This is a genomic window from Acetobacteroides hydrogenigenes, from assembly GCF_004340205.1.
GTDB lineage: Bacteria > Bacteroidota > Bacteroidia > Bacteroidales > ZOR0009 > Acetobacteroides > Acetobacteroides hydrogenigenes.
Map to the genome: position 1 here is coordinate 165928 of NZ_SLWB01000002.1, position 25387 is coordinate 191314.

At 48.5% G+C, this 25387-nt stretch carries 20 protein-coding genes; 9 read left to right on the forward strand and 11 right to left on the reverse strand.

What is annotated here, in order from left to right:
- A complete protein-coding gene (locus tag CLV25_RS03465) occupies positions 1–804 on the forward strand; it encodes a DUF4252 domain-containing protein (RefSeq protein WP_131838248.1) in 804 nt (267 codons plus the stop codon).
- 312 nt (positions 805–1116) lie between these two features.
- Here the strand turns inward: CLV25_RS03465 and CLV25_RS03470 are convergent, their stop codons facing one another.
- Both CLV25_RS03470 and polA read right to left on the reverse strand, forming a co-directional pair.
- Positions 1117–1563, reverse strand: a complete 447-nt coding sequence (locus CLV25_RS03470; protein WP_131838249.1) for an RICIN domain-containing protein — start codon at positions 1561–1563, stop codon at positions 1117–1119.
- A gap of 486 nt (positions 1564–2049) precedes the next feature.
- Positions 2050–4839 (reverse strand): DNA polymerase I, encoded by a 2790-nt coding sequence (polA, locus tag CLV25_RS03475; RefSeq protein WP_131838250.1) that lies wholly within the window; start codon positions 4837–4839, stop codon positions 2050–2052.
- 568 nt (positions 4840–5407) lie between these two features.
- Here polA and CLV25_RS03480 point away from each other — a divergent pair.
- Together CLV25_RS03480 and asnB are read left to right on the forward strand one after the other, a co-directional pair.
- A complete protein-coding gene (locus tag CLV25_RS03480) occupies positions 5408–5632 on the forward strand; it encodes a hypothetical protein (protein WP_131838251.1) in 225 nt (74 codons plus the stop codon).
- Between the two features lie 402 nt (positions 5633–6034).
- A complete protein-coding gene (gene asnB / locus CLV25_RS03485; RefSeq protein WP_131838252.1) occupies positions 6035–7702 on the forward strand; it encodes an asparagine synthase B in 1668 nt (555 codons plus the stop codon).
- A 93-nt stretch (positions 7703–7795) separates the two neighbouring features.
- Here the strand turns inward: asnB and CLV25_RS03490 are convergent, their stop codons facing one another.
- Genes CLV25_RS03490 through nuoE form a run of 3 tightly spaced genes read right to left on the reverse strand, consistent with a single transcriptional unit; the run spans position 7796 to position 11253 of the window.
- Positions 7796–9586: an NADH-dependent [FeFe] hydrogenase, group A6 gene (locus tag CLV25_RS03490; RefSeq protein WP_131838358.1), complete on the reverse strand. Its 1791-nt coding sequence runs from the start codon at positions 9584–9586 to the stop codon at positions 7796–7798.
- Positions 9587–9610: 24 nt separating this feature from the next.
- Positions 9611–10780 (reverse strand): complex I 51 kDa subunit family protein, encoded by a 1170-nt coding sequence (locus CLV25_RS03495; RefSeq protein ID WP_131838253.1) that lies wholly within the window; start codon positions 10778–10780, stop codon positions 9611–9613.
- A gap of 11 nt (positions 10781–10791) precedes the next feature.
- Complete coding sequence (gene nuoE, locus CLV25_RS03500; RefSeq protein ID WP_131838254.1) at positions 10792–11253, reverse strand: NADH-quinone oxidoreductase subunit NuoE; 462 nt, start codon at positions 11251–11253, stop codon at positions 10792–10794.
- A gap of 217 nt (positions 11254–11470) precedes the next feature.
- Here nuoE and CLV25_RS03505 point away from each other — a divergent pair, with 217 nt between their 5' ends.
- The 3 genes from CLV25_RS03505 (at position 11471) to CLV25_RS03515 (ending at position 12977) form a co-directional block, all read left to right on the forward strand.
- Positions 11471–11809 (forward strand): hypothetical protein, encoded by a 339-nt coding sequence (locus CLV25_RS03505; protein WP_131838255.1) that lies wholly within the window; start codon positions 11471–11473, stop codon positions 11807–11809.
- Between the two features lie 103 nt (positions 11810–11912).
- Positions 11913–12236 carry a hypothetical protein gene (locus CLV25_RS03510; protein WP_131838256.1) on the forward strand — a complete coding sequence of 108 codons (324 nt, stop codon included), beginning with the start codon at positions 11913–11915 and terminating at the stop codon, positions 12234–12236.
- A 3-nt stretch (positions 12237–12239) separates the two neighbouring features.
- A complete protein-coding gene (locus CLV25_RS03515; protein WP_131838257.1) occupies positions 12240–12977 on the forward strand; it encodes a DUF6261 family protein in 738 nt (245 codons plus the stop codon).
- A 341-nt stretch (positions 12978–13318) separates the two neighbouring features.
- Here CLV25_RS03515 and CLV25_RS03520 read toward each other — a convergent pair whose 3' ends face one another.
- Positions 13319–15364, reverse strand: a complete 2046-nt coding sequence (locus CLV25_RS03520; RefSeq protein WP_165876973.1) for a glycoside hydrolase family 97 protein — start codon at positions 15362–15364, stop codon at positions 13319–13321.
- A gap of 221 nt (positions 15365–15585) precedes the next feature.
- Here CLV25_RS03520 and CLV25_RS03525 point away from each other — a divergent pair, with 221 nt between their 5' ends.
- Together CLV25_RS03525 and CLV25_RS03530 are read left to right on the forward strand one after the other, a co-directional pair.
- The gene (locus CLV25_RS03525; RefSeq protein ID WP_131838259.1) at positions 15586–16071 is read left to right on the forward strand and encodes a hypothetical protein; all 486 of its coding nucleotides are present in this window, start codon (positions 15586–15588) and stop codon (positions 16069–16071) included.
- 225 nt (positions 16072–16296) lie between these two features.
- On the forward strand, positions 16297–18444 hold the full coding sequence (locus tag CLV25_RS03530; protein ID WP_131838260.1) for an alpha-N-acetylglucosaminidase: 2148 nt from the start codon (positions 16297–16299) through the stop codon (positions 18442–18444).
- Positions 18445–18517: 73 nt separating this feature from the next.
- On the opposite strand, the gene CLV25_RS03535 is transcribed toward CLV25_RS03530, so the two are convergent.
- The 4 genes from CLV25_RS03535 to CLV25_RS03550 all read right to left on the reverse strand — a co-directional run bounded on the left by CLV25_RS03535 (position 18518) and on the right by CLV25_RS03550 (position 23601).
- A complete protein-coding gene (locus CLV25_RS03535) occupies positions 18518–20002 on the reverse strand; it encodes a Na+/H+ antiporter NhaC family protein (RefSeq protein ID WP_131838261.1) in 1485 nt (494 codons plus the stop codon).
- A gap of 72 nt (positions 20003–20074) precedes the next feature.
- The gene (locus tag CLV25_RS03540; RefSeq protein ID WP_207895581.1) at positions 20075–22000 is read right to left on the reverse strand and encodes an aminotransferase class I/II-fold pyridoxal phosphate-dependent enzyme; all 1926 of its coding nucleotides are present in this window, start codon (positions 21998–22000) and stop codon (positions 20075–20077) included.
- Between the two features lie 103 nt (positions 22001–22103).
- Complete coding sequence (locus CLV25_RS03545; RefSeq protein WP_131838262.1) at positions 22104–22325, reverse strand: ferredoxin; 222 nt, start codon at positions 22323–22325, stop codon at positions 22104–22106.
- A gap of 31 nt (positions 22326–22356) precedes the next feature.
- On the reverse strand, positions 22357–23601 hold the full coding sequence (locus CLV25_RS03550) for a peptidase U32 family protein (RefSeq protein WP_131838263.1): 1245 nt from the start codon (positions 23599–23601) through the stop codon (positions 22357–22359).
- Between the two features lie 291 nt (positions 23602–23892).
- On the opposite strand from CLV25_RS03550, the gene CLV25_RS03555 reads away from it, so the two are divergent.
- Positions 23893–24600, forward strand: coding sequence for a hypothetical protein (locus tag CLV25_RS03555; protein WP_131838264.1), 708 nt, complete (start codon positions 23893–23895; stop codon positions 24598–24600).
- A gap of 94 nt (positions 24601–24694) precedes the next feature.
- On the opposite strand, the gene CLV25_RS03560 is transcribed toward CLV25_RS03555, so the two are convergent.
- Positions 24695–25360, reverse strand: coding sequence for a YceI family protein (locus tag CLV25_RS03560; RefSeq protein WP_131838265.1), 666 nt, complete (start codon positions 25358–25360; stop codon positions 24695–24697).
- Positions 25361–25387: the final 27 nt, after the last annotated feature.

Genomic DNA, 25387 nt, shown 5'->3' on the forward strand with positions numbered 1-25387 from the left:
ATGAAAAAGTTACTCTTCATCGCCCTACTACTTGTAGGGGGTGCTGCTACCGGTATCAGCAGCACATCGGCCCAGTGCAAGATCGACGATATCTACGAAAAGTATCGCACCAACGAGCGCTTCAACAGCGTAAACATGAGCAAGGAGATGCTCACCCTTGTTGCTGCTCAGCACAACGCTGATCGCATAAAGGAGGATGTCAAGAACATGAGCAGCGTCAAGATCCTTTCGGTAAAGGTTCCTAGCAGCAAAAAGGGCCATAGTTTTGGTATCTCTACAAATGGAAATGGTTCGGTTTACTTCGATAGCGAAGCTTTTGAAGCAAACTTGAATGAATCGTTAAGCGAATCGCTGAGTAGCATCAACGAAAGTTCTACAACTCTTACTAAGGAACAAAAGGAGGAGAAGGAGAAAAAGATAAAGGAAAAGTTGGCGCAAAAAGAGGCTCAGCTTAAAAAGAAGATGGAAGAAAAGCAGGCAGAGGTAAAAAAGCGAAAAGAAGAGGCTCAAAAGAAGCAGGATGAGATTAAGGGACTGATGGAGCAGGTGGCTAAGGATGCCAGCTCGTGCATCGAGGCCTCGAAGTACGCCGAGCTGATGAGCGTTAACGAGGATGGCAAGCTGGTAAAGTACTTTGCCAAGATGGAGGCCGAAAAGATAAAGGAGTTTGTAGTGGTAACCAAAAGCGATCGCGAATACAGCCTAATTATCATCAAGGGCGACGATGTAAAAATCCAATCGGTTAGCCGTCTCAGCTACCTCATACCAAGCGCAAAAATTGACGTAGACGATTACATCAATTAAATGTTGTCGTAGAGACAGGTTTAAAACCCGTATCTCTCAAAATGAACGCCGATAATCGCATTAACGTAGAGACAGGTTTCAAACCTGTCTCTTTTTTGTCTATTTCTGCTTCTTCGAGCTTCCACTGCTGGCAATGGGCGCCATTCCAGCCTAGGCATGATTATTTCTAGCGACGATATTGATACGGAATACCTTTACTAGCGTTGTAAATATTAAATTGAAGTACAATATCCATTACCATTACGATTATCGCCGTAAAGAATAGCAATACTATAAGCAATATTTTAATCGTTTTGCGTTTCATTGGGCTGACTAGCGCGAAGCATTTACTTCCGGTCGTTGTATTTCACGGGGACTGGTCAGCATCAATTCTGCTACGCTTTCCAGCTTCCACTGCTGGCAGTACGCTCCATTCCAGTATATGTTGTGTACCCTACCGCTAAAGCAGGCATCTAAAACTCTCCCGGTTGCCTTATGCACAATGCAGCAGTAGCTGTCGCCAACGTTATCAATCGACCATTTTTGGTTGTCGCTTCCATTCCATTGGCGGGTGTAAACGTCGCCTCGTGCGTTTCCCTCAAGAACCAGCTGGGTAAAATTCTGGACGATTCGGTAGTAATCATCTTCCACCTTTTCGAATAGCCAGCGTTGGCTACTTCTGCCGCTTCGCTCGTTTGCGCAGACAACCTCTTCTTCACAATCCAGGACACTACCAATGCTTCGGTTAGTAATCTTGAAATAGGACTCTTGGATAATCATTTCTTTTAGTTTTTAATTTTGATTAGAGATTACTTATACTCCATCCTCGTTTCCTCAAAAAAGTACAGGGGCAAATTACGGAGGCTCTAGGTGGTTGTCAATGATTCTAGGACGGGCAGAAGGCATAAACAGCGCGAAATGGAGCTAAGGACTATGGCGCAGAATGGAAGGTTTCAAGTAGAATACGAAGGTTTCATAAACCTGCCGTAGAGGTGGGTTTCGAACTAGGGTTTTAGCTTTCAAACCAAATTCTTCAATACAACGAGACGCATGCAATGCGTCTATACCCCTGAAACGCTCATTCTGGGTGGTAGAGACGCGATGCTCGCGTCTTGGAATATTATGAATAGATTTACCCCAATGTTTCGAACTCGTCCAACCTATTAGTTTTAGAAACTTGTGCTGATTAAAAAAATAGGGGCAGGTTCAAAACCTGCCCCTATAGCGTTTATATCACAAATCTCAATACGTAAATCTCACATCAGCTTAGTGCGCCACCAACCAGTTCTCGCCCACGCCCGCCTCGGCGGTAAGCGGAACGGCCAGCTGCGCGGCGCTCTCCATCTTTTCGACAACCAGCTGCTTCACCTCGTCGAGTTCGGGCTTGTACACGTCGAAAACCAATTCGTCATGTACCTGCAGCGTCATCTTGGTGCGGAGGTTGCGGCGCTTTAGTTCGGCGTGGATGGCAATCATGGCAATTTTGATGATATCGGCGGCGGAGCCCTGCAGCGGTGCGTTGATGGCGTTGCGCTCGTCGAGGCTGCGGCTCATGGCGTTGCCTGCATTGATGTTGCGCAGGTAGCGCTTGCGCCCGAAGAGGGTGGTTACGTAGCCGTCGGCACGTCCCTGCTCGATGACGCGATCCATGTAGGCCTTTACGCCGGGGTACGACTCGAAGTAGCCATCGATTAGCTCCTTGGCCTCGCCCCGCGGAATGTTCAGCCGCTGCGAAAGGCCGAAGGCCGATATCCCGTAGATGATGCCGAAGTTGGCTGTCTTGGCCCTACCGCGTTGCTCGCGCGTCACCTCCGACGGTTTCACGTGGTACACCTTGGCGGCGGTTGCCGTGTGGATGTCGGCGTTGTGGATAAAGGCCTCCACCATCGACGGGTCGTTGCTGAAGTGGGCCATCAAGCGTAGCTCAATCTGCGAGTAGTCGGCCGAGAGCACCAGATGCTCCTCGTCGCTGGCGATAAAGGCGCGGCGAATCTCCTTGCCGCGCTCGTCGCGGATGGGTATGTTTTGCAGGTTGGGGTTGTTGGAGCTAAGTCGGCCCGTTGCCGTTACCGTTTGGTTGTACGAGGTGTGGATGCGCCCATCCGTTTTGCTTATAAGCGCAGGCAGCGCCTCCACATAGGTGGAGAGCAGCTTCTTCACGCCACGGAACTCCAGAATCTTGTCCACAATGGGGTGCTTATCGCGAAGCTGCTGGAGCGTCTCCTCGCTGGTGGAGTACTGCTTGGTCTTGGTCTTCTTGGTGGTATCGCTAATCTTCAGCTTCTCGAAGAGGATTACCCCCAGCTGCTTTGGCGAGCTGATGTTGAGCGTTGGATCGCCCGCCATCGCCTTAATCTCCTCGTCTAAAACCAAAAGGTCCTTCATCAGTACGCCAGCGTACTCCTTTAGCGCGATATCATCAATCTTAACGCCCGTAAACTCCATGTCGGCCAGCACGGGCATCAGCGGCATCTCTATTGTTTCGAAGAGCTCCACCAGCCCCTGCTCCTTTAGGATTGGCTCCAGCTTGTTGCGCAGCTGCAGCGTTACGTCGGCATCCTCGGCGGCGTATTCGGCAATCTTCTCGAGCTCCACGCGGTCCATGGTGCTTTGGTGGATGCCCCTTTTGCCGATGAGCTCCTCGATCTCTACGGGCGAGTAGTGGAGGTAGGTCTCGGCGAGGTAGGTCATGTTGTGGCGCAGCTCGGGCTCAATCAGGTAGTGGGCAATCATCGTGTCGAAGAGCTTACCGCGAAGCTCAATGCCGTTGGCCTTAAGCACCTGCATGTCGAACTTGATGTTCTGTCCCGTTTTGCCGATGGCCTCATCCTCGAAAAGGGGGCGAAAAATCGCCATAATTTCGGCCTGACGGCCGGTAGTAACGGGTACGTACCACGCCTCGTGCTCGCGGATGGCGAACGACATACCTACAATACGATCCTCGAATGGGTTTAAACCAACGGTTTCGGTATCGAAGGTAAACTCGCCGTTGCCCCGGAGGGTAGCTACCAGCTCCTCCATCTGCTCGTTCGTCTCGGCAATGCGGTAGGTGTGGGGCACATTCTCTATGGTTTTGTACGCCTTGACAGCTCCGGCTGCCGCCATGGGCGTATCGCCGAAGAGCGACATCTGCGCCGACTGGGGTGCAGCCTTTTCGGGTGCCGCACTGGGCACAGCGATGGTAGGGGTCAGCTCCATCTCCTTGATAAGGGAGGTAAACTGCATCTCGGTAAAAATCTCCGCAAGCAGCTCGCGGTTGGGCTCCTCCATCACCAGCTTCTCCTCGTCGAAGTCGACAGGCACGTTGAGCTCGATGGTGGCCAGCTTCTTCGAGAGCATCATCTGCTCCTGAAAGTTGACGATGTTCTCCTTCTGCTTCCCCTTCAGCTTGTCGGCGTTGGCCAGCAGGTTCTCCACGCTGCCCCACTCGCCGATGAGTTTGCAGGCGGTTTTCTCGCCCACGCCCGGCACGCCGGGGATGTTGTCGCTGGCATCGCCCCAAAGCGCGAGGATGTCTATCAGCTGCCGTGGCTCGGCAATGCCGTACTGCTCGCAAATCTCCTTCGGACCCAGAATCTCAATATCGTTATCGCCCTTTTTGGGCTTGTACATGCGGATGTTGTCGGTAACCAGCTGCCCGTAGTCCTTGTCGGGCGTCACCATGAAGGTGGTGTAGCCGTGCTTCTGGGCGCGGTGCGCAATGGTGCCGATGATGTCGTCGGCCTCGTACCCCTCGGCCTCGAGGATCGGGATGTTCATTGCCCTAAGGATATCCTTGATGATGGGCGTCGCCTTGCGGATGTCGTCGGGTGTCTCGTCGCGGTGGGCCTTGTACTCGGGGTAGAGCTCAGTTCGGAAGGTAACGCGACCAAGGTCGAACGCCACCGCTAGGTGCGTAGGGTCTTCCTTCTTCTTGATCTCGAGCAGCGTTCGGATGAACCCGAAGATGGGCGAGGTGTTGAGCCCGGCGGCGTTCATCATCGGGCGGTTGATGAAGGCGTAGTGAGCCCTGTAGATGAGCGCGTAGGCATCCAGCAGGTAGAGGCGTTTATCCATGTTGCGTATTATTTGCTTCCGGTTGATTTTGATACGGCAAGATAGCAAAAGATTGGGGGAGTTTCTAATGGAGTAGATGAGTTGTAGAGCCGTTGCACTGCAACGTCTCTACCTGTTTCCCATAGTGCATACTAGATTGTGGCGGTAAGTAGAGACAAGGCATTGACTTGTCTCTACTGCAAACAATCGGTGAAAGGGTTATGATTTTGGCCTCCGTCTTCAGAATCTTTACCCTGTTAAGACTAGGCTCTGTCTAAGCTTTTGTTCCTGAAACTCTAGCTGCTTAATTCGTCTGTTAAATGTTTTGAATATACGAGTTTAAAGGCGTAACGTACTCCAGAATTAAGCGTCTTAATGTTGAATCCGATCAAAAGATTAAGTCAACAAACGGATTCAGATCTTTGTCTTAGGTAACAACCCTTAAAGAGTAAGGTCATGAAAGCAATAATTATATTTATAGTTTTAGCCTTAATGCTTGTTTCCATCATAGTTAAGGCATCTAAGCTAATCAGCGAATCTAAAAAGGCACACCACTGCTAAGCGTAGGCATTGCCTAGGTTTATTCCATATGAAAAATAGGCTCGAAACAAAACCCCGTGTGAGGTTTTCCACTCTAGCAGAGCTGGAGGCAAAACCGCGCATGAGGTTTCTCATTCTAGCCGAGCTGGGAGCAAAACCCCATATGAGGTTTTCTACTCTAGCAGAGCTGGAGGCAAAACCTCAAGTGAGGTTTCTCACTCTAGCGGAGCTGGGGGCAAAACCTCATGTGAGGTTTTCCATTTTAGGCGGCTAGAGTACAAAACCTCAGCTGAGGTTTACTTTACGGGCAATGGAGTGCGATTTTGGTGGAGTGGCGCTGTTGGATTGGACTAAGAATTCTTATCCGGTCGGCTGTTCCCTGTGCAAAAAAGCGCACCGCTGTGCTAACCTCAATATCTATGAGGTTAGCAGACAACCCAAAATTGTACCGTAACCGTCTGAATATTTGTACTCGTTTAGCTTGATGCTGTTTTTTGTAATCTACTTTTGGTATGATGGAGCATGAAGAATAGGCGATGATCGTCAGCTTATTATTCAACCAGAATGTGTGGAGGAAAATGAGTACCAGCATTATTTAGCTTGCATTTGTGGGCAATATGGAGTTTATTGCCAAAATCCGATATCGGATAACGAAGAGACAACTAATTTAATTTTTATGTGTGGAATAGTCGGAGTTTTCGATTTGAAGTGTAAGTCGGCAGATTTACGCCCACAGGTGCTCGATATGGCCAAGCGCATACGCCACCGTGGTCCCGATTGGTCGGGCATCTTCTGCGACGACAAGGCGATCCTCGCCCACGAGCGCCTGTCTATTGTAGACCCAGAGTCGGGTCGCCAACCCCTGTACAGCAAAGACCGAAATTTGGTGCTCGCTGTTAATGGCGAGATCTACAATCACCTCAATATTCGAAATCAGTACGCCAATAAGTACGAGTTCCAAACCAACTCCGACTGCGAGGTTATCCTTGCGCTTTACCAGGAGAAGGGGCCCGACTTCCTCGAAGACCTGAACGGTATCTTCGCCTTTGCGCTGTACGACCGCGAAAAGGATGTGTACGTGATTGGCCGCGACCACATGGGTATCATTCCTTTGTATCAAGGATGGGACCAGTACGGCAACTACTATGTGGCTTCGGAGCTCAAGGCCCTCGAAGGGTACTGCAATAAGATTCAGGAGTTCCTACCTGGGCACTACCTCTACAGCAAGGATGGCGAGATGAAGCGCTGGTACACGCGCGACTGGATGGAGTACGATGCCGTTAAGGATAACGAAACCGATATTGCCCTTCTTCGCAAGGCTTTGGAGGATGCCGTTCACCGTCAGCTGATGTCCGACGTGCCCTACGGGGTTCTTCTTTCGGGCGGATTGGACTCGTCCATCATATCGGCTGTTGCCAAGAAGTACGCCGCAAAGCGCATCGAGAGCGGCGACACGCAGGAGGCCTGGTGGCCACAGCTGCACTCGTTTGCCGTTGGCTTAGTGGGCTCACCCGATCTAGCCGCTGCCAAGATGGTGGCTGAGCATATCGGAACCATCCACCACGAGATCCACTTTACCGTACAGGAAGGGCTCGACGCCGTTCGCGACGTTATCTACCACCTCGAAACCTACGACGTAACCACCGTTCGCGCATCAACCCCAATGTTTTTGCTGGCAAGGGTTATCAAGTCGATGGGGGTAAAGATGGTGCTTTCGGGCGAAGGCTCCGACGAGTTATTCGGCGGATACCTCTACTTCCACAAGGCACCCGATGCTAAGGCGCTGCACGACGAGACCGTTCGTAAGCTCAGCAAGCTGCATCTGTACGACTGCCTCCGTGCCAACAAGGCGCTCTGCGCTTGGGGCGTTGAGGGTCGCGTGCCCTTCCTCGACAAGGAGTTTATGGATGTTGCCATGCGCATCAACCCTAAGGATAAGATGTCGGGCGAAGAGCGTATGGAGAAGTGGGTTCTCCGAAAGGCTTTCGAGGATTATCTACCCGAGAGCGTGGCGTGGCGCCAAAAGGAGCAGTTCTCCGACGGCGTAGGCTACAGCTGGATCGACTCGCTGAAGGAGCTAACCGCCACGGAAGTTTCCGACGAGCAGCTAAAGAACGCCAAGTTCCGCTTCCCGCTTAATACACCAATGACCAAGGAGGAGTACTACTACCGCTCGATCTTCGCCGAGCACTTCCCCAGCGATCAGGCAGCCGCCTGCGTACCATCGGTTCCATCGGTGGCCTGCAGCACGCCCGAGGCTATTGCATGGGATAAGTCGTTCAAGGATATGCTCGACCCATCGGGCCGCGCCGTAAAGAGCGTGCATAAGAAAGGGTACAAGTAGACTACAAACTACAACTCTATAATCAAAAAGCCTGTAAGCATCGTATTGCTTGCAGGCTTTTTTGATATGTTCCCCGAGCGGAGTCGAGGGGTACTAGTACCCCTTCCTAGGCTTATAGTGCGTATGTAACAGGTCGTGCGCCTTATGGCTGTTAGGCTCGCCGAGGAAGAGCTTGTAGAGGAGCTTCACCTCGGGGTTGTCGTGCGACTTGCGAATTGCCAGCCCCATATCCTCGGCGTAGATGGCAGCTACCCGTTTTGAGCGTATCTCGCTGCTGGTTGGTATCGGCTGTCCACCGCCTCCAATACAGCCGCCTGGGCAGGCCATTACCTCTACAAAGTGGAACTGCAAATCGCCACGACGAATGCCTTCCACCAGTTTCTTGGCATTGGCTAATCCGTGGGCAACTGCTACCTTTAGCTCAACTCCTTCGAGGAAGCTGTACTCGGGTTTTACGTTGGTTAGTGTCAACGAGGCCGATTTAATTCCGCCGAAACCTCGAACGGGAGTGATGTTCAGCTTCTCGAATGGAACTTCAGTTCCTGTTACAATTTCCCAAGCCGTACGTAGGGCTGCTTCCATAACCCCACCCGTCGCACCGAAAATGACGGCTGCACCGGTCGATGCGCCCATAAGGCTATCGTAGTGCTCGTCGGAGAGCTTCATAAAGTCGATTCCCGTTTGGCGGATCATCATGGCCAGCTCGCGGGTGGTGAGCACGTAGTCTACATCCTGATAGCCACTATCGCGCATCTCGGGTCGCTTGGCTTCAAACTTCTTGGCCGTGCAAGGCATAATCGATACCGATACCATGTTTGATGGATCGATCCCCTTCTTGCGGGCGTAGTAGGTTTTGGAAAGGGCACCAAACATCTGTTGAGGCGACTTGCAGGTGGAGAGGTTGTCGAGCATATCGGGGAACAGGTGCTCTTGGAACTTAATCCAGCCCGGCGAGCAGGAGGTCATCATCGGAAGGGCAACCGTTTCGTTGTCAACCAGCGCTCGTTTAAGGCGGCCGAGGAGTTCGGCAGTTTCTTCTACGATGGTGAGGTCGGCGGTAAAATCGGTGTCGAGAACGCTGTCGAAGCCAACCAGCTTAAGCGCCGAAACTAGCTTGCCGGTAACGCGCATCCCGGGAGGAAAGCCCAACTCCTCGCCTAAAGCGGCACGTATGGCTGGTGCTGTTTGCACCACCACAAACTTCTCGGGATTGTTGATAGCCTTCCAAACCTCCTCGATGTAGGTTTGCTCTACCAGTGCAGCGGTAGGACAGCGGTTGACGCACTGTCCGCAGTTGGTACAAACCACCTCGGATATGGGCTTACCCATAAAAGTTGATATCTGCTGCTTATCGCCCTTATAGGCAACGGTAAGAGCCCCGATGCCCTGTAGCTCGTCGCAGGTACGTACGCAGCGCTGGCAGCGGATGCACTTGGTATCATCCTTCATGATGGAGGGTGATGATCTGTCGACTCTAAAGTTTTTAAACTTAAGCAGGTTCATAAAGGTGTACTCGCCGATACGGTACTCGGCGGCCAGCTCCTGTAGCTCGCAGCTGCCGTTTTTAAAGCAGCGCGTACAGTCGGAGTTATGCTCCGAAAGCAGCAGCTCAATAACATGCTTGCGGGCAGTACGCACCTTTTCGCTGTTGGTAAGCACCTCCATTCCCTCGGCAACGGGCGTTGCGCACGAGGCTGCGAGGAGCTTGCTGCCTTTCACTTCTACTACACACACCCGGCAGTTACCGGCTATCGATAGGTCGGGATGGTGGCATAGCGTAGGGATGTTAAAGTTGAGCATCTTGGCGGCTTCGAGAATGGTGGTCCCTTCGCGAACCGAGATGGGGATGTTGTTTATCTTGAGGTTTACCTTAAACTCGTTCATGTTCATGGCTTAGAAGGTTTGGGGTTAGTAGATGATCTCTTCGCGGAAGTTATCAATGATGGAGTTGAATGGGTTGGCCACGGACTGTCCCAATCCGCACTTGGAGGCGATCTTCATAGTGGCGGCTAGCTTCTTGAGATCGTCGAGGTATTCGGGTTTACGCTCGCCGCGCTTTACGGCTTCGATGCCTTTTAGCAGCTGCTGGCAGCCCACGCGGCAGGGGGTACACTGCCCGCACGACTCTTCGCAGAAGAATTCGAGGTAGTCGTGTAGCACATTGTACATTGATCGGGTAGAGTTGAATACCATCATGGACCCTCCGGTAGGTATTCCTTCGAATCCGATTATGGTATCCTTAAAAAGCTTGCGCGGAACGCAGTGGCCCGATGCTCCACCCACCTGTACGGCCTTGGTGTCGCCATCGCCAAACTCAGCAACAAACTCGTCGAGGGGCATGCCCAGCTCCAGCTCGTAGATGCCGGCAATAGGGGTATCGCCCGAAACGGAGAATACCTTGGAGCCCGAAGAGGCTTTGGTGCCCATTTTTCGGAACTGCTCGGCACCAAGGCGCGCAATCATGGTGATGTACACCAGCGTTTCCACGTTGTTGATTACCGTTGGCTTACCCTCAAAGCCCCACTGGGTGGGGTAGGGCGGCTTATTGCGGGGCTCGCCGCGCTTGCCCTCCATGCTCTCGAAAAGGGCGGTCTCCTCGCCACAGATGTAGGCTCCGCTACCACTCTTTATTCCGATGGTAAAGTTGAGCCCCAGCTCCTCTAGGGTCTTGTTAAAGATCTGAATATGCTTAAGCAGCTCGGGTAGCAGGAAGTTGTACTCGCCTCGTAGGTAGATGTACCCTTTTTGTGCTCCGATGGCGTAGCCGGCGATGGCCATGCCGGTTAGTACCTTGTAGGGTACGGTTTGGAGGATTTCTCGATCCTTAAAGGTTCCCGGTTCGCCTTCGTCGGCGTTGCATACCACGTACTTTACGGCGCTATCCTCCGTTTTGGCGAAGCGCCACTTCAGCCCAGTTGGAAAGCCTGCGCCCCCGCGTCCGCGTAGACCTGAGTCTATTACTTCAAGAATAAGATCGTCGGGAGTTTTTTGGATGGACCGCTGGAGAATTTGAACTATATCGGAGTAGGGGGTATCGAGGAATATCAGGTCTACCTTTTTCAGATTTTTTGATTCCATGGCGCTTGGTTTTAGTGGCGGTACTTGTTGATGATGGCTATGGCCGATTCGGGTGTTACCTCGGGGTAAACATCGTTGTTGACGAGCATTACGGGCCCTTTGTGGCACCAGCCTAAGCAGTTTGCGGTAAGTAGCGTGAACTGTCCATCGGAGGTGGTGCAGCCATTGCGAACGCCAAGAGCTTCTTCGAGAGCAGAAACAAGCTGTTCTTTGCCCTTCATATGGCACGAGATGGTCTTGCAAACGCGGATGATGTTGCGGCCACGGGGAACCGTATCGAGAAAGGTGTAGAACGAGGCGGTCCCGAAAACGTCGGCGGCCGAGATGTTGAACTCCTGCGCTACGGCTACCATAGCCTCTTCGCTAAGGTAGCGCTCCTGTTCGACGATATCCTGAAGTACGGCCATAAGGCTGCTGCGCTGGGTTCCGTGCTTTTCCGCAAGCTGGCGTACGAGCTCTTCGATTTGCGTCATAGCTGTTGCAATTAGTGGTTACTTGGTTGGGTTGTTACTGCGATACCTTAATGCCGAAATCTGGTGGTAGGAGTAATTAACTTGATAACGTTAATGGGAATAAACTAGTTTAAATTTTGCTGCAAAAAGTTGCATCGGGGAGCATTATCTATTTAACAAAAAACTATATTTGAGCTTACAAGCTGATATTTTGACAGCTAAACCTACAAATAGCATTATGGATAGTAAAGATATCGACCTAACGAACATCGATGCTAGGCTTCAGGAGCTCGAAGAGCTGGCTGAGGTGATCAAATCCTTGCAAAAGGACCCAAACCATAACCCTGAAGAGCTGGAGCTGCTGGCTGAGGAGCTAAAGAAGCGCGTCTACGAGCTGGAGACCTTTTTGCTGAAGGCCAAGCTGGAGGTGGACAATCGGCTTGTGAGGAAGTCGGCCGCCTACTACTACCACGTAAAGGAGCTGGCCGAGGCGGGCGATGCTGAGGCAAGGAAGGTTTACGAGGATCTCCGTCCCTCGTACGAGGCCTACCTCCGCTCGAGCATCGAGCTCAACTAGCGAAGCCCTAGCCGTAGCCGCCTCGGCAACGAGCTTTCGCGGCTGCGGGGCCATTCCTGAGGTCTCGGGAATCAGCTTTCACCATTGCAGGGGCATTCCTGAGGTGTCGGGAATCAGCTTTTACGGTTGCGAGGGCATTCCTGAGGTGTCGGGAATCAGCTTTTACGGTTGCGAGGGCGTTCCTGAGGGGTCGGGAATCAGCTTTCACGGTTGCGAGGGCGTTCCCGGGGTCTCGGGAATCAGCTTTCACCATTGCAGGGGCATTCCTGAGGGGTCGGGAATCAGCTTTCGCGTTTGCGAGGGCATTCCCGAGGTCTGGGGCTGCAACTTCCGAAGCAAGCTCACCAGCACCGTTCGGGCGATGAATACGAAAAATAGTGCACCAAACCATACGACTGATTTGTTTACTTACCTAATCAAATCTTAGATCATGAAACAGCTATTAGGAACCAGCGGCATGAACACGTCGGAGCTCTACGAGTACACCTCGCAGACGCTGAGCATTGCTCGCCAGCAGGGGCCTCTTCTGGTTTCGAAGTCGCCGCTCTACCTAGCCGTAGAGGCGAAGTTCAACAAGTACGACGAAGGCTTTAAGAAGGACGGCAAGAGCATGCTCACCGATCCGATCTTGGCCTTGGATGCCGACCGCGATAGGATCGTAAAGTGGCTTTACTACACCGTTATGGGCCTATCGTTCTCTTCTAGTGCAACGTCGGTGGAGGCGGCAACGCTTCTGCTCTCGAAGCTCGACACCTACGGATTGGACCTGATTCGGAGCTCCTACAGCGAAGAATCGGCCATGATTAAGGGGCTACTCAACGATTTCAAGCAGCCAGACTATGCGGCGGCGGTGGCGAAAGCTGGCGTGCAGCCCATTCTGGACGAGCTGCAATCGGTACAGAACAGCTTTGATACGCTCTTCGAGCAGCGCCGCGAGGCCACCCAGGAGCGGCTCAACATCGAGGCGGCCAGCACCGCCCGTAAGGAGCTCGAGGCTGCCATTCGCGGTTTCCGTACGCTGGTTGCCGGCATGGCCATGGCCGAACCCACCTCGGAGTGGGGTAAGGTTAACGACCTGCTGCATCAGCTCGATGCCGAGTACGCCAAAAAGCTACGCACCAGGGCTACCCTTCTTGCCAAGCAGAAGAAGGATTCGGAAACGAAGTAGCCCTACATCCTCTCACTAGGTTTGGACGCATAAAAGAGGGGCGATCTCCCAAAAGGAGGTCGCCCCTTGCTGTAGTGGAATTCGATGTGGAAGGTAGTTCTCAAGCGGCTCGTGGCTATGCCGTACCCCTCGGCTCCGCTCGGGGTGCGAGCGCTACCCTTCCGCTACCCTTCCGCTCCCCGAGCGGAGTCGAGGGGAAGTCTCGTGGGCTTTTAACCCCCGACATAGGCCGTAGCACCGATATAAAAGTCGTAGAGCCGTTGCATTGCAACGGCTCTACCATGTCCAACGGAAGACCTGACAGGTTTTTAAAACCTGTCAGGTCTTCCGAACAGTATCGTTTACTTCACCTCCTCGATGCGGATGGCGGCCCCACCGCCTGCGGCCAGCTTAAGCGTTAGCCTATCGGCCTTCGTTACGGTTGAGGTCTTGATGTCGATGGCCTCGGGGTTGGTTTCGTAGTGGGCGTTGCTGCCGTCTACGTAGCTCACGGCTCTGTACTTCTTACCTGCCGTTAGTAGGGATAGCGGGATGCTGAGCTCGCGGGCCTTCTCGTTGCTGATGGCGCCAATATACCACGTTGTACCCTTACGGCGTGCGGTTACCACGTACTCGCCGATGGAGGCATCCAGTACCCTAGTCTCGTCCCAGCTTGTGGGCAGCTGCTCGATGAACTTGAAGGCTGGGTTGCCCTCGTAGTTCTCGGGCAGATCGGCGGCCATCTGCAGCGGGCTGTAGAGCACCACCATCAGCGCAAGCTGGTTGGCAATGGTGCTATGCACGGCCGAGTGGCCGTTATCGAGGTCGTTCCACTTCTGGCGCTTCCCGGCATACTTAGACAGGTCTATGTCGAAGATCCCCGGCGTGTAGTCCATCGGTCCGGCCATGCCGCGAAGGAAGGGCAGCGTGCAGGTGTGGCTGGGTGGATTGCCCTCGCTCCAAGCGTTCCACTCCATGCCGCGTACCCCTTCGGCGGTCATTAGGTTGGGGTAGGTGCGGCTCAATCCAGAGAGTACAATTGGTTCATGCACGTCGAGCATAATTTTATACTTGGCCGCGGTGCGCATCACTTTGTTGTAGTGCTCCACCATGCACTGGCCGTGGTGGTTTTCGCCCTCGGGGGTAACAGGACCTGCATAACCAGTCTTAACGATGTCGATGCCCACCTTTTTGTAGAAGGCGAAGGCTGAGTCGAGCTGCTGCTCGTAGGTTTGGGTATCGCCGCCGGTTTCGTGGTGGCCAATGATGGCAACTTCCTTGCTCTTGCCGTAGTCAACCACCTTTTTGATGTCGAAGTCGGGGTAGGGGGTTACGAAGTCGAAGGCGCCCTTCTTGCCCCAGTTTTCCCATCCAGTGTTCCATCCCTCAATTACCAACCCTTTGATGCCGTGCGCTGCAGCAAAGTCGATGTAGCGGATGGCGTTTTCGGTGGTGGCGCTATGCTTAGGCCCCATGTTCCATGTGCCTATGCCTAGGTGCATCTCCCACCAAATTCCGATGTAGGTCATTGGGGTAATCCACGACACGTCGGGCAGCTTGCAGGGCTCGTTGAGATTTAGCACAAGGTTCGATTCGATGAGGCCACCGGGTCGGTCGGCCACCACAAATAGGCGCCAGGGTGTTTTAAGCGATTTCTTGCACTTCACCAGCGTACCATCTCCCCAAGGAGCCAGGTTTCCCTTGAACGTTGAGGCGTTCTCGCGCTTTAACGTCATGGTAGAGTAGCGGTCTATGGCCGCCTCGTGCATGGTTATGTAGGTTCCGGTCGATTTTTGTAGGGTGAACGGCATGGCAACGTGCGTTGCGCTATCTAGGGGCGTTTGGTAGAACGTCTTCTCGAGCGTGTTGTAGTCGGCCCAGCTCCACCAGCAGCGGTAGCTGCCGGCAAACTTTACGCGGCTCTCCTCCGATGTCACCACAATATCGTCAACGCCGTTTTGCTCGGGTATCTCGTAGCGGAAGGCGAAGCCATCGTCGTAAGTTCGGAAGAAGAGGTTAACCAGCCGCGACTTCTTTAGGTCTCTAAGTTCTAACTTCATTTCGGTGTAGCGGTTTCGAACCGAGGAGTACTGTCCCCATACCGGCTTCCATGTTTCATCGAACTTGCTAATGGATGCTTTTACCAAGCTGAAGCGGGTAAGGCTGTCGCGATTTTGCAGCACAAATCCCAGCGACGATGGGAGTACCAGCGTATCGTTCTTATAAACGAGCGAGTAGCATGGCCTACCGTTTCGAAGGGTAACCGTAGCTTTTATTTGCTTTGACGGTGAGGTAATGGCATTGCTGTAGGATTTAGGACCAGCCCAGCTTGTAGCCGAGACAAGGAGGCTAAGAGCCAGCAAAAGACTTGCAGATGCAATTCTTGGATGTAATAGTTTATGCTCCATGTTCGAAATAGTAGTAAAATGATGCAGCAAGCGCTGCTTTTGCATGTGACTAGGCAAAACTAGATAAAATGTGGGTATTACCTACTGGTGGGGTGTGCGGTTGTAAAAATAATTCTGCTGATGATGAGCTAATTCTATGTGCATTTAGTATGAATGATCGTATTTTTTTGTTTTTTTGTCATATTGAAAAAAGGGGATAATACTCAAATTTCATTGCTGTTATGAATAAACGGATTACTTTACTGGGTGTTGCTTTTGTTTTTATAGTACTGCTTTCTACAGTATTATACTCCTGCGAATCGAACCAAAAACCAGCATATACGGGTGAGTGGGTAATGATGGATAGTTCGATGTTTTACACAAAGGATAGCTTAGTTCGTAAAGCAACCTATGCTCTTGGAGAATCAGACTTTACCATAACCTACTCATCAATTAACGATACGGCTAAGGCTTTTGTTGATTCTTTAAAAATAAGGGGTAAGCTATTGGTAATTGCAGAAAGCATGTCTTTTCAGGTGAAAGAATTCTCTGTAATACCCGATACGGTTAAAACTTTTGTTACGCTAAAGAGTGCAGTGGATACGGCTTATCGTAGGGTTGCTGAGGATTATGGAATAGATACTCTCTCTACTTATAAGTTTAGGGTGGTTAATAGCAGAACGCTGATGCTTAAAAAGGGAGAAGTTGAAAGCACATATCATCGTTAGTAACCTATAAATTCTATACGGAAAATGCTGCTCCCTAAGGAGCAGCATTTTGTTTTTATAGCCACTCATAAGTAAATGCATAGATAGGATAATCAAAAGTTTACTTATTTTGTCGATTCTATTTTCAACAACACCATAGTAAATGAGGATGTTTTCTCTAGAAATGAGTTAGCTACGGTTCAAAAACAATCGTACTACATCCTCTTATAACCAAATTATCTACCAATGAAAAAAGCTTTAACCCTCACCGTTCTGCTGTTTATGGCGAGCATGTTGCAAGCTGAAGATTTTCGTTCGATTACCGATGTTGCCAACCGGGTTGCCCCTTGGCTAAAAGGAAAAGTTCAGGTTGAAAAGGTTCCTAAATCTTCCGGCAAAGAATACTTCGAACTCTCAACCTACAAGGGGAGGCTTCAGGTGAAAGCAACCACCACTTCGGCTGCTGGTATGGGAATAAACTACTACCTAAAATATTATTGCAACCGCCACTACTCGCAAACGGGCAGCAACCTTGCTCCGCTGGACAAACTTCCCGAAATCGAAAAGCCGGTAAGGGTTGAGACTCCATTTAAGTATCGCTACTTTCTTAACTACTGTACGCTTAACTATTCATCGAGCTTTTGGGGATGGAAGGAATGGGAGCGTGAACTCGATTGGATGGCGCTTAATGGAGTGAACCTTGCATTGGCCACCATCGGAACAGAAGAGGTTTGGCTTAACACCCTACGTAAGTATGGCTACACGGATCAGGAAATTCTGAAATTTCTTCCAGGTCCAGCTTTTAACGCATGGTTCCTTATGGGTAACCTCGAAGGATGGGGTGGGCCAATCTCTATGGAAATGGTTAAGGAGCGCACGCAAACTGCGAAGAAAATATTGGCACGCATGCGCCAGTTGGGCATCGATCCGGTTTACCAAAGTTTTTATGGAATGGCCCCAAATTCCTTAAAGGATAAGTTTCCTAAGGCAAAAATAATCGACCAAGGAAAGTGGGCGGGAGGCTTCAAGCGCCCCGTAATTCTGCTTCCAGGCGATTCGCTCTACAACGCAATGGCCGATACCTACTACCGTGAGGTGAAGAAACTTTACGGCAATTTCAGTTTCTTTGGGGGAGAGCCGTTTCATGAGGGAGGTTCTGCAGGAGGAATGAATGTCTCGGAAGCAACTCATAACGTGCAGAAAGAGATTCTAAAGCACTTCCCTAATGCTACTTGGGTTCTGCAAGCTTGGGGTGGTAATCCGAGCCCAACATTTCTCAAAAAGCTAGATCCCAAGCATACCCTTATACTCGATCTGTTTGGCGAGATGGGAAATGTATGGGAAAAGCGCAAGGGATTCGAGGGGCATCCTTGGGTGTGGTGCATTGTAAACGACTTGGGCGAAAATCCGAGCATGTTCGGTAAGCTCGATCGCATGGCAAAGGAGCCTTTCCGTGCTATGAATAGCGAGGTTGGCAAAAATATTGCTGGTGTTGGTGCCATGCCCGAGGGTTTTATGAACAATCCGGTTACCTACGACCTTATCTTTGACCTCGCTTGGCATAGTTCAACTTTCGATATTAACGAGTGGGTAAAGGGATACATAAAAGCACGTTACGGGAGACTTACTTCAGATATGTTTCAGGCGTGGAACATCCTGCTCCAAACAGCCTACCGTAGCGAACCATACTTCTATCAAGAGGGAGGTACCGAGTCGATATTCTGCTCACGTCCGGATCTCGATTTAGAGACTACATCGTCGTGGGGAACTTCTAAGCTCTACTACGACTATTCTAAAATGAAACCTGCTATAGAGCACTTCATAAAATCGATAGATAGCCTAGGCAATGTGGATGCTTTCCGTTACGATCTTATTGATTTTACCCGACAAATCATCGCCAACGAGGGTCGCGAAACCTACTACAAGATGAATGCAGCCATAAAGGCGAAGGATCACGAGACGTTTGATCAGCAAGCGAAGCTATTTTTGGAACAAATGAACGACCAAGAACGACTTTTAAGCACCCGAACCGGATTTATGGTTGGCCCGTGGATAGAGGCGGCAAAAAAACAGGGTAAAAATGCAGCGGATAAAGATCTCTACGAGCAGAATGCTCGTATGCAGATAACCATTTGGGGACCTTTAGATCCAAATACCAACTTACACGAGTATGCCCATAAAGAATGGTCGGGTATTCTTAATGATCTTTACATACCTCGTTGGAAAATGTTTATTGAAGCAAATCGTAACGCAATTGCAGGACATATGGTTGAAAAACCTGATTATTTCTCTCTAGAAAAGAAATGGATAAGCAATAGAAATGTTTATCCTATTCAGCCCCAAGGCGATCTTCTGGAAGTGGCAAAAGAGTTGTTAATAAAGTACAGTAATTAAAAGAATAGGCCTTCTCTAATACGAGAAGGCCTATTCTTCATATTTATATGTGATTCTTGTGCGTTGATGCTTCTTATATTGGTTTTGCCCAAATGACATGAATCCCATATAGTATTGCAGCACTTAGCAGTAGTACCACCGTTGCAGGAACGCTCATTGCTAAAGCCCAAAAACCAACAAACGATACAACTATCACCGTCATTACCTGCTTAAAATGTGACTTTACGTGGTTGATGGATGATACTCCCATTGACGATGCACCAAGTATCGTGATATCTGAGTAGGGAATTAGCAGGTCTCCAGCAATAGATCCGCCAATCACTGCACCCGAGACAATATAAACCATTTCGCCTCCGCCGCCTAATCCCATGGCCATTCCAAAAGCTATTGGCATGGTGATTGCCATAGAACTCCAGCAGAATCCTGTTGCTACACTAATTAGTAGCGCCATCAAAAATACAATCGATGGAATCATTGATGCGGTGATGAAAGGTTCAAGAAGAGATACTATGTATCCTCCTGTATTGAGTGTTGCAGAAACTTCGGTTAGTCCTGTTGCCCAAAGGATAATTAATGCAGTTGGTAGCATATGCATTATTCCACTTTTAGATGAACTAAAAAAAGATTTTATATTGATAATCTTGTCTTTAAAAAGTATAGTTGAAGAGTAAATGATTGTTGCAAGAGTAGCACCTAACAGTACCTCTATTGTTGGTGCTTCACCAATAATATCGATAGGCGTAAAGTTCCCTCCTCCTTTTATCTTAAGAGCAATGATTCCTGCTACTATTATTCCTACTATAGCTAGTATAACCAGCATTATAATTGGGTAGATAAAGGTTTTGTGGGATACTTTGGGGTTGATGTTTTGCATCTCTTCAATGCGTGATTGTGCTCCAGATTTCATTCTTTTGCCCAGCCATTTTCCTGAAAATGCCGATATAAATGCAAAAAACAATAGTAGGTATATGAATAAGTTATATGGAATCATCTTTACCAAATATTCAGTAGATGATATTTCCAAGCCAAAGGGTTTTCCAGCATCAACCATGAGCGAACCCTCGTAGGCAGCCCAAGTAGAAACTACTGCAGCAGAGGCGATGGTTGCAGTATTATCAATCAGGTAGGTTAGGTATACCTTTGGGATACGCTGCTTGGCGGCTACCGACCGCATTGAAGTGGCACTAATCAGGATGCTCGCATAATCGTCGAAAAATAGGAACAGGCTGATAAAAAATGTTGAAACTCGTGTCTTTTTAGGCTTGTCGAGATAGTGAATGATGTACTCAGCAAACTTTTCGAATGCACCGCTAAAGCGCAGTAATTCTAGTAGTGCCCCAACTGCTAGAATAAAGAGAATTATCATGTTGCGTTCGAAGTTGCTAAAGCATAGTAAAACGTAATGTAGTAGCTCCTTTGGGAATGCGGTAAACGATGGGGCAACAACAAAGCTACCTACTACAACACCCAAGAAAAGCGCCCAGGTTACCTTTCGTGTTGCAAATGCAACCACAATGGTAACTAAAGCAGGAAGGAGCGATAGAAAACCGTACTCCATTTTTATATCAATATTATCAGGTTCAACAAAATAAGTGGCTTTTTATTGGCCACTAACGAAATATGTTCGAATCTACTGCACTACTGAGTGACCTTTGTCTGTGAGCATTCTTTCCTCTTCTGGAGTGCATACCTTTATAAGTCCTTCATTTAACCCATGTATTTCTACATTATAGTCTCTGTATACTTGAAGAGCATTAACAATTTCTTCGGTAATAAGTTGACCAGGAACAAGGAATGGAATTCCTGGAGGATAAGGAACTATCATGGTAGCACAAATTCGCCCGATGGCATTGCGTAATGGCATGAGTTCTCCATCGGTATAGAAGGCGAAGCGAGGTAGGTACTTAATTGGTGAGAGTTTAAGCTTAAAGTCTTTCCATATTTCGTTTACGGCTGCTTCAGGTTGATTTCCGCTCATACGCTCGATGCTTTCGAGTGCAAAGTATAGGCGGTTAATTTTACTTTGTGTTGTTCCGATGGTAATGAGTAGCGTGAGTGTGTTGAAGGTTGTTTTTTCTACTTGTATGTTATGCTTGGTCATAAGGATGCGCTCCACCTCGTGGGCCGTGTAGCCCGAGTTGGTAACGTCGATTGTAACCTTAGTTTTGTCTAGTCGGATGTTATCATTCTTGACTTCCTCAGAAATTAGGTCCTCTAGTTCCAATACCCTAAACTTCTTGAGTGAGTTAATAGATTTCTTTAGCATCTCCGATAGTTTTAACGCATTCGATAGTAGCGAATATCCTTCGAGTACCATCTGTTTGCGAGCGATGTCGAGCGAAGCAATCATGGTGTACTGTGGCGATGTTGAGGTATGCATGTTGAGGTTTTCGGTGAAGAACTCGCGGTTTTTCTCGAAATCCGGATCTTGAACATGAATCATCGATGCTTGGCTAAAAGCCGACATGGTTTTATGCGTCGATTGGGTGGCATAATCGGCACCTGCTTCCATCGCGCAAGGTGCAAACTCGGGGTGGAAATGGGCATAACCAAACCAAGCTTCATCAACAATAATCTTAATGTCCCTATTGTGAGCTTCTTTTACTATATCAGCTATATCGTAAATTAAACCATCGTAAGTGCAATTGGTAAGAATTATTGCTTTCAGTTTTTTACCATCGGCAATTGCCTTATCCATCTTTTCGATAATCTGTTTTTTCGGGATTGGCCCAAATATGCCGTATTTATTATTAACTGATGGCATTAAATAAATAGGTTCAGCACCGCTGATAATCACTCCGTAATGAACAGACTTGTGACAGTTGCGGTCGAGTAGGATGGCATCGCCTGGTTTAAGTAAGGTTTGTATCAGTATCTTATTGGAAGTAGACGTTCCGTTGGTGGCAAAGAAGGTGTAGCGCGATCCGAATGCACGGGCCGCCAGCTCCTGCGCCTCTTTGATAACGCCTTTGGGCTCGAGCAGCGAATCGAGCGCCGGTACCGACACCGATAGGTCTGATGCAAACATGTTGTGACCAAAGAATTCGTAAAAGTCCTTTACCCAAGGAGAGTTCTTTACCGAAAAACCGCCAGCATGACCAGGAGTATGCCACGAATCGCGAGTGGTGTTAGAGTAGTCGACTAGCGCATCAAAGAATGGTGCCCTGATTTTTCCGTTGTAAACCACGCTATGAATTTTGCTGGCAATTTCTTCGTAGTCGTTATCGCCACGGTAGAAGTAGCCGCTGAGTAACCCTCCGGTGGTATATATTTCGCCTGCCGTTTTATTAGTGAGCAGAAAGATATCTACTTCGAATCGGATCTTGCTGATATGCTTGAACAGTTCCTCTCCAACAACGTACGATTTATCGCTATCGCTTATCGGAACTTTCCAAGAGGTAAGAACGGCTTGAATGGAGCCATCGTTGAGCAAGTGTTGCTCCGCTTCGGCAACATTTTTTGCGGTAAGCATATTCATACCTTGCTTTTCGAGCAGCGAGGCAACTTCGCGGAGGCGTTTAGCTTCCGGATCAATTAAAAGGATGGAATAGTTCATAGCCAATCAAATATTATAGTTACAAATCTACCTGTTTTTTTCGTAAACATAAAAAAGCGTCAAAAAGACGCTTTTTATAGTATCTAGTATGTAGTCTCTTTTGTTACTTTATCACTAAGATACATCGTGATGGGCAGCTAGCAATGGCCGATGATAGTACGTCATCATCGTCAGGAAAGAGTTCCGTGACTGTCGAATCTTTTTCGGGGCGTCCTCCATAGAGATTTGCTTTGCCATTTTCGTCCATTACAAAGTAGGCTGCTGCAATATCCATGCAGTTTCCGCATCCAATGCATTCGAGAGGAGTTAGCACAATTTTTTTCATTTTTTTTCTGTCTCGTTTATTGAAATCTGTGCTACTCTTCTTCTACATTGACCATTTTGTAGAGCTTATCGCCACGACGAACTTTGTCTAAAGGTAGCGAACAGAGAACTCCTTTGTTGGCCTTTTCTGTTTCTTCTAAATCTACTCTTATTTCTTTAACTACGTCTTCAACAACACCTGTTGTTGGACCCATAACTACAATGCTATCACCTTTATGAAGTTCGGCAGCTTCAATCTGTACTTCAGCAACGTTAAGTTTGCCAAAGTAGTTGGTTACTTTGCCTACGTATACCTTTCTTTTGGTTGCCTTAGAACCGTATACTTTGCTCCATTCTCCCATTTTTCGGCCAAGATAGTACCCATCCCAAAAACCTCTGTTAAATACTTCGGATAGACGGCTTTCCCATTGGTCAATTTTATCCTTTGAATAGGTTCCATCAAGAATGGCATTTACCGCCTCGTTGTAGGTTTCCACAACACGCTTAACGTACTCGGCCGAACGTGCTCTACCTTCTATCTTTAATACCCTTACACCAGCTCCGATAACTTTATCAAGAAAACCGATGGTGCAAAGATCTTTTGGAGACATTATGTACTCGTGGTCGATCTCTAGCTGATTTCCTGTTTCCTTTTCGGTAACCACGTAGGCTTTTCGGCAGGTTTGCTGGCAGGCACCTCGGTTGGCAGAGGCGTTATTCTCATGTAGGCTCATGTAGCACTTACCCGAAATGGCCATACAAAGCGCACCATGCACAAACATCTCAATTTTTACAGGCTCGCCGTATGGTCCACGAAGATCTTCCGCAATAATTTGCTTGTGGATGTTCTTCACCTGGGTCATGTTGAGCTCGCGGGCGAGCACCACCACATCAGCAAACTGGGCATAGAACTTTAAAGCCTCGTAGTTGCTTACGTTTAGCTGGGTTGATATGTGAACCTCCACATCGTTGGCACGAGCATAGGAGATTGCAGCCATATCCGAAGCGATAATTGCACTAACCTCCGACGTTTTTGCGGCATCAATAACCTTACGCATCATCGATATGTCGTGGTCGTACATGACGGTATTCAACGTTAGGTACGACTTAACGCCATTCTCGTAACAAATGGAGGCAATGTTACGCAAATCGTCGAGCGTAAAGTTGTTTGAAGACTTTGAACGCATGTTCAGCTGTTCCACGCCAAAGTAAACGGAGTTAGCTCCGGCGTTAATGGCGGTCATTAGCGATTCGTAGCTACCTACGGGCGCCATTATTTCTATATCTTTTCGTGTCATTGCTTACGGTTGGATGATTGGCGGCAAAGATAGTGATTAGATATGATTTGTCTTTTTATAGTCTGATAGTTACCAGATATTAACCATTATAGGCGGGATTTATAGGTATAGGTTGTGTGACCTTTTTAAAAAAAGCTATACAAAAATCCTTCTATAAGGGCGGTAATGTTAAATGTAGATTATATTTCGTTAGCTTAAATCTTTATGTTTGGTGCGCGATTAATGGGGTGTTAATAAAACGGTAGGCCCAATGCCGTCAATTGTTAAACCTTTAATATTAAGAAGACCCACATGAGAAAGAATCTAATCTTAGCCTGCGTGGCTTTAGTCGCGCTCGCAGCATGTTCAAATGATGATGACAAGAATGGTAACTTTGGTTTAGAATTTAAGGCTGTTAAGGAAACCTCTACACTTAAAGCAGCAGTTCTATCGGATTTCGATATTACCGATTTTAATGTAATGCTTGGTGAGGTGGAATTTGAATTCGATCAGAATCCAGACAACCCAGCTTATTTGCCTGAAGAGGTAGAGTATCGAGGACCATTTGAGTTTGCCATTTTAAAAGGAAAACAGCTTGGTAGCATTACGCTTCCTGAAATTTCACTTCCTGTAGGACCTCTTGAGGAGATTGAATTTGATATTGAGCAAAACAAGAGTTTGCCGACTTCTCATTCAATGTACGGGAAAACGGTTTTAATTAAGGGAACCTATAAAGGTACTCCTATTGAAATCTGGGACAATAGGGAAGCCGAGCTTGAAATTGATTACGAGACAGAAGCTGATAGAATTACTCTTACCTCGCAGCTTAGCTGTTTGGACGTAAAGGTTAATGTAAATGGCATTCTTGCTAGCCTAGTTGCTGCTATCGATCCTACTAAACTTGTTGATACCAACAAAGATGGTAAGATTCAAGTTGGCCCAGGAAGTCCTGATAAGGTAGAACTTTCAGTAAGCTTGGCTGAACTTATCGATAAGAGTAGCTCGTTAGATAAGAACTAGTAAGGTTAACTTAAAGTATGATATTGAGCGGGGATTGGGCACCCGCTCTTTTTTTTCAAATATTGATTTCTGTGATAACAGGAGGAGGGTCTTATTAGAGTTTTTGCATCTGTGGTAAAGTAGATTTCCCTGTTAATGGTGTTGTATAGTTTGTGAGGGCGTTTTTGTGAACAACTGCAAGAACATTGAAGCTAATAGTGATTTCGCGGTCTACAACGATCATCCCAAGCATTGCGGTTGGTTGCTTTATTTTAAAATCGGTCATGCTAATAACTTCGTTGCCTGTAATTCTAAAGGTGTTTTTGTCTATTTGCTGAATAAGAATGTCCACATTCACATCGCGTGTGGTATTGGCAATCGTCATGCTTATGGAGGCTTGATACTTTGCTGTTTTGTTTGGATATCGTGCAACGAGTTTAGCCTCTTTGAGATTTAGCAGAATGAATGGATATTTGTCTGCAATAAGCGATTTGCTAAGATCTTTTTCAATGAGCTTACTGCCGCAGTTGAGCGATTTTACCATCAGGTCAACATCGGCATTGTAAAAGCTAACCAAGTTTATTCCTTCTGGTTCGAAGGATAGCAGATCTCCTTTTTGTGCAATATTGGCGGTGTAGCACTTGAATGTGTTGATATTGCTTTTTCCGGAAATGGATATTTGGCTATTGGGTAGTATTTCATACGAATAGGAGTGTATGTTGGGGCTGTTTGAGGCTCCAAAAGCGATAAGAGATGCCTGAAGTAAAAACTTTGCTAGCATTGGCAACTTATTAATAGCAGGGGGCTT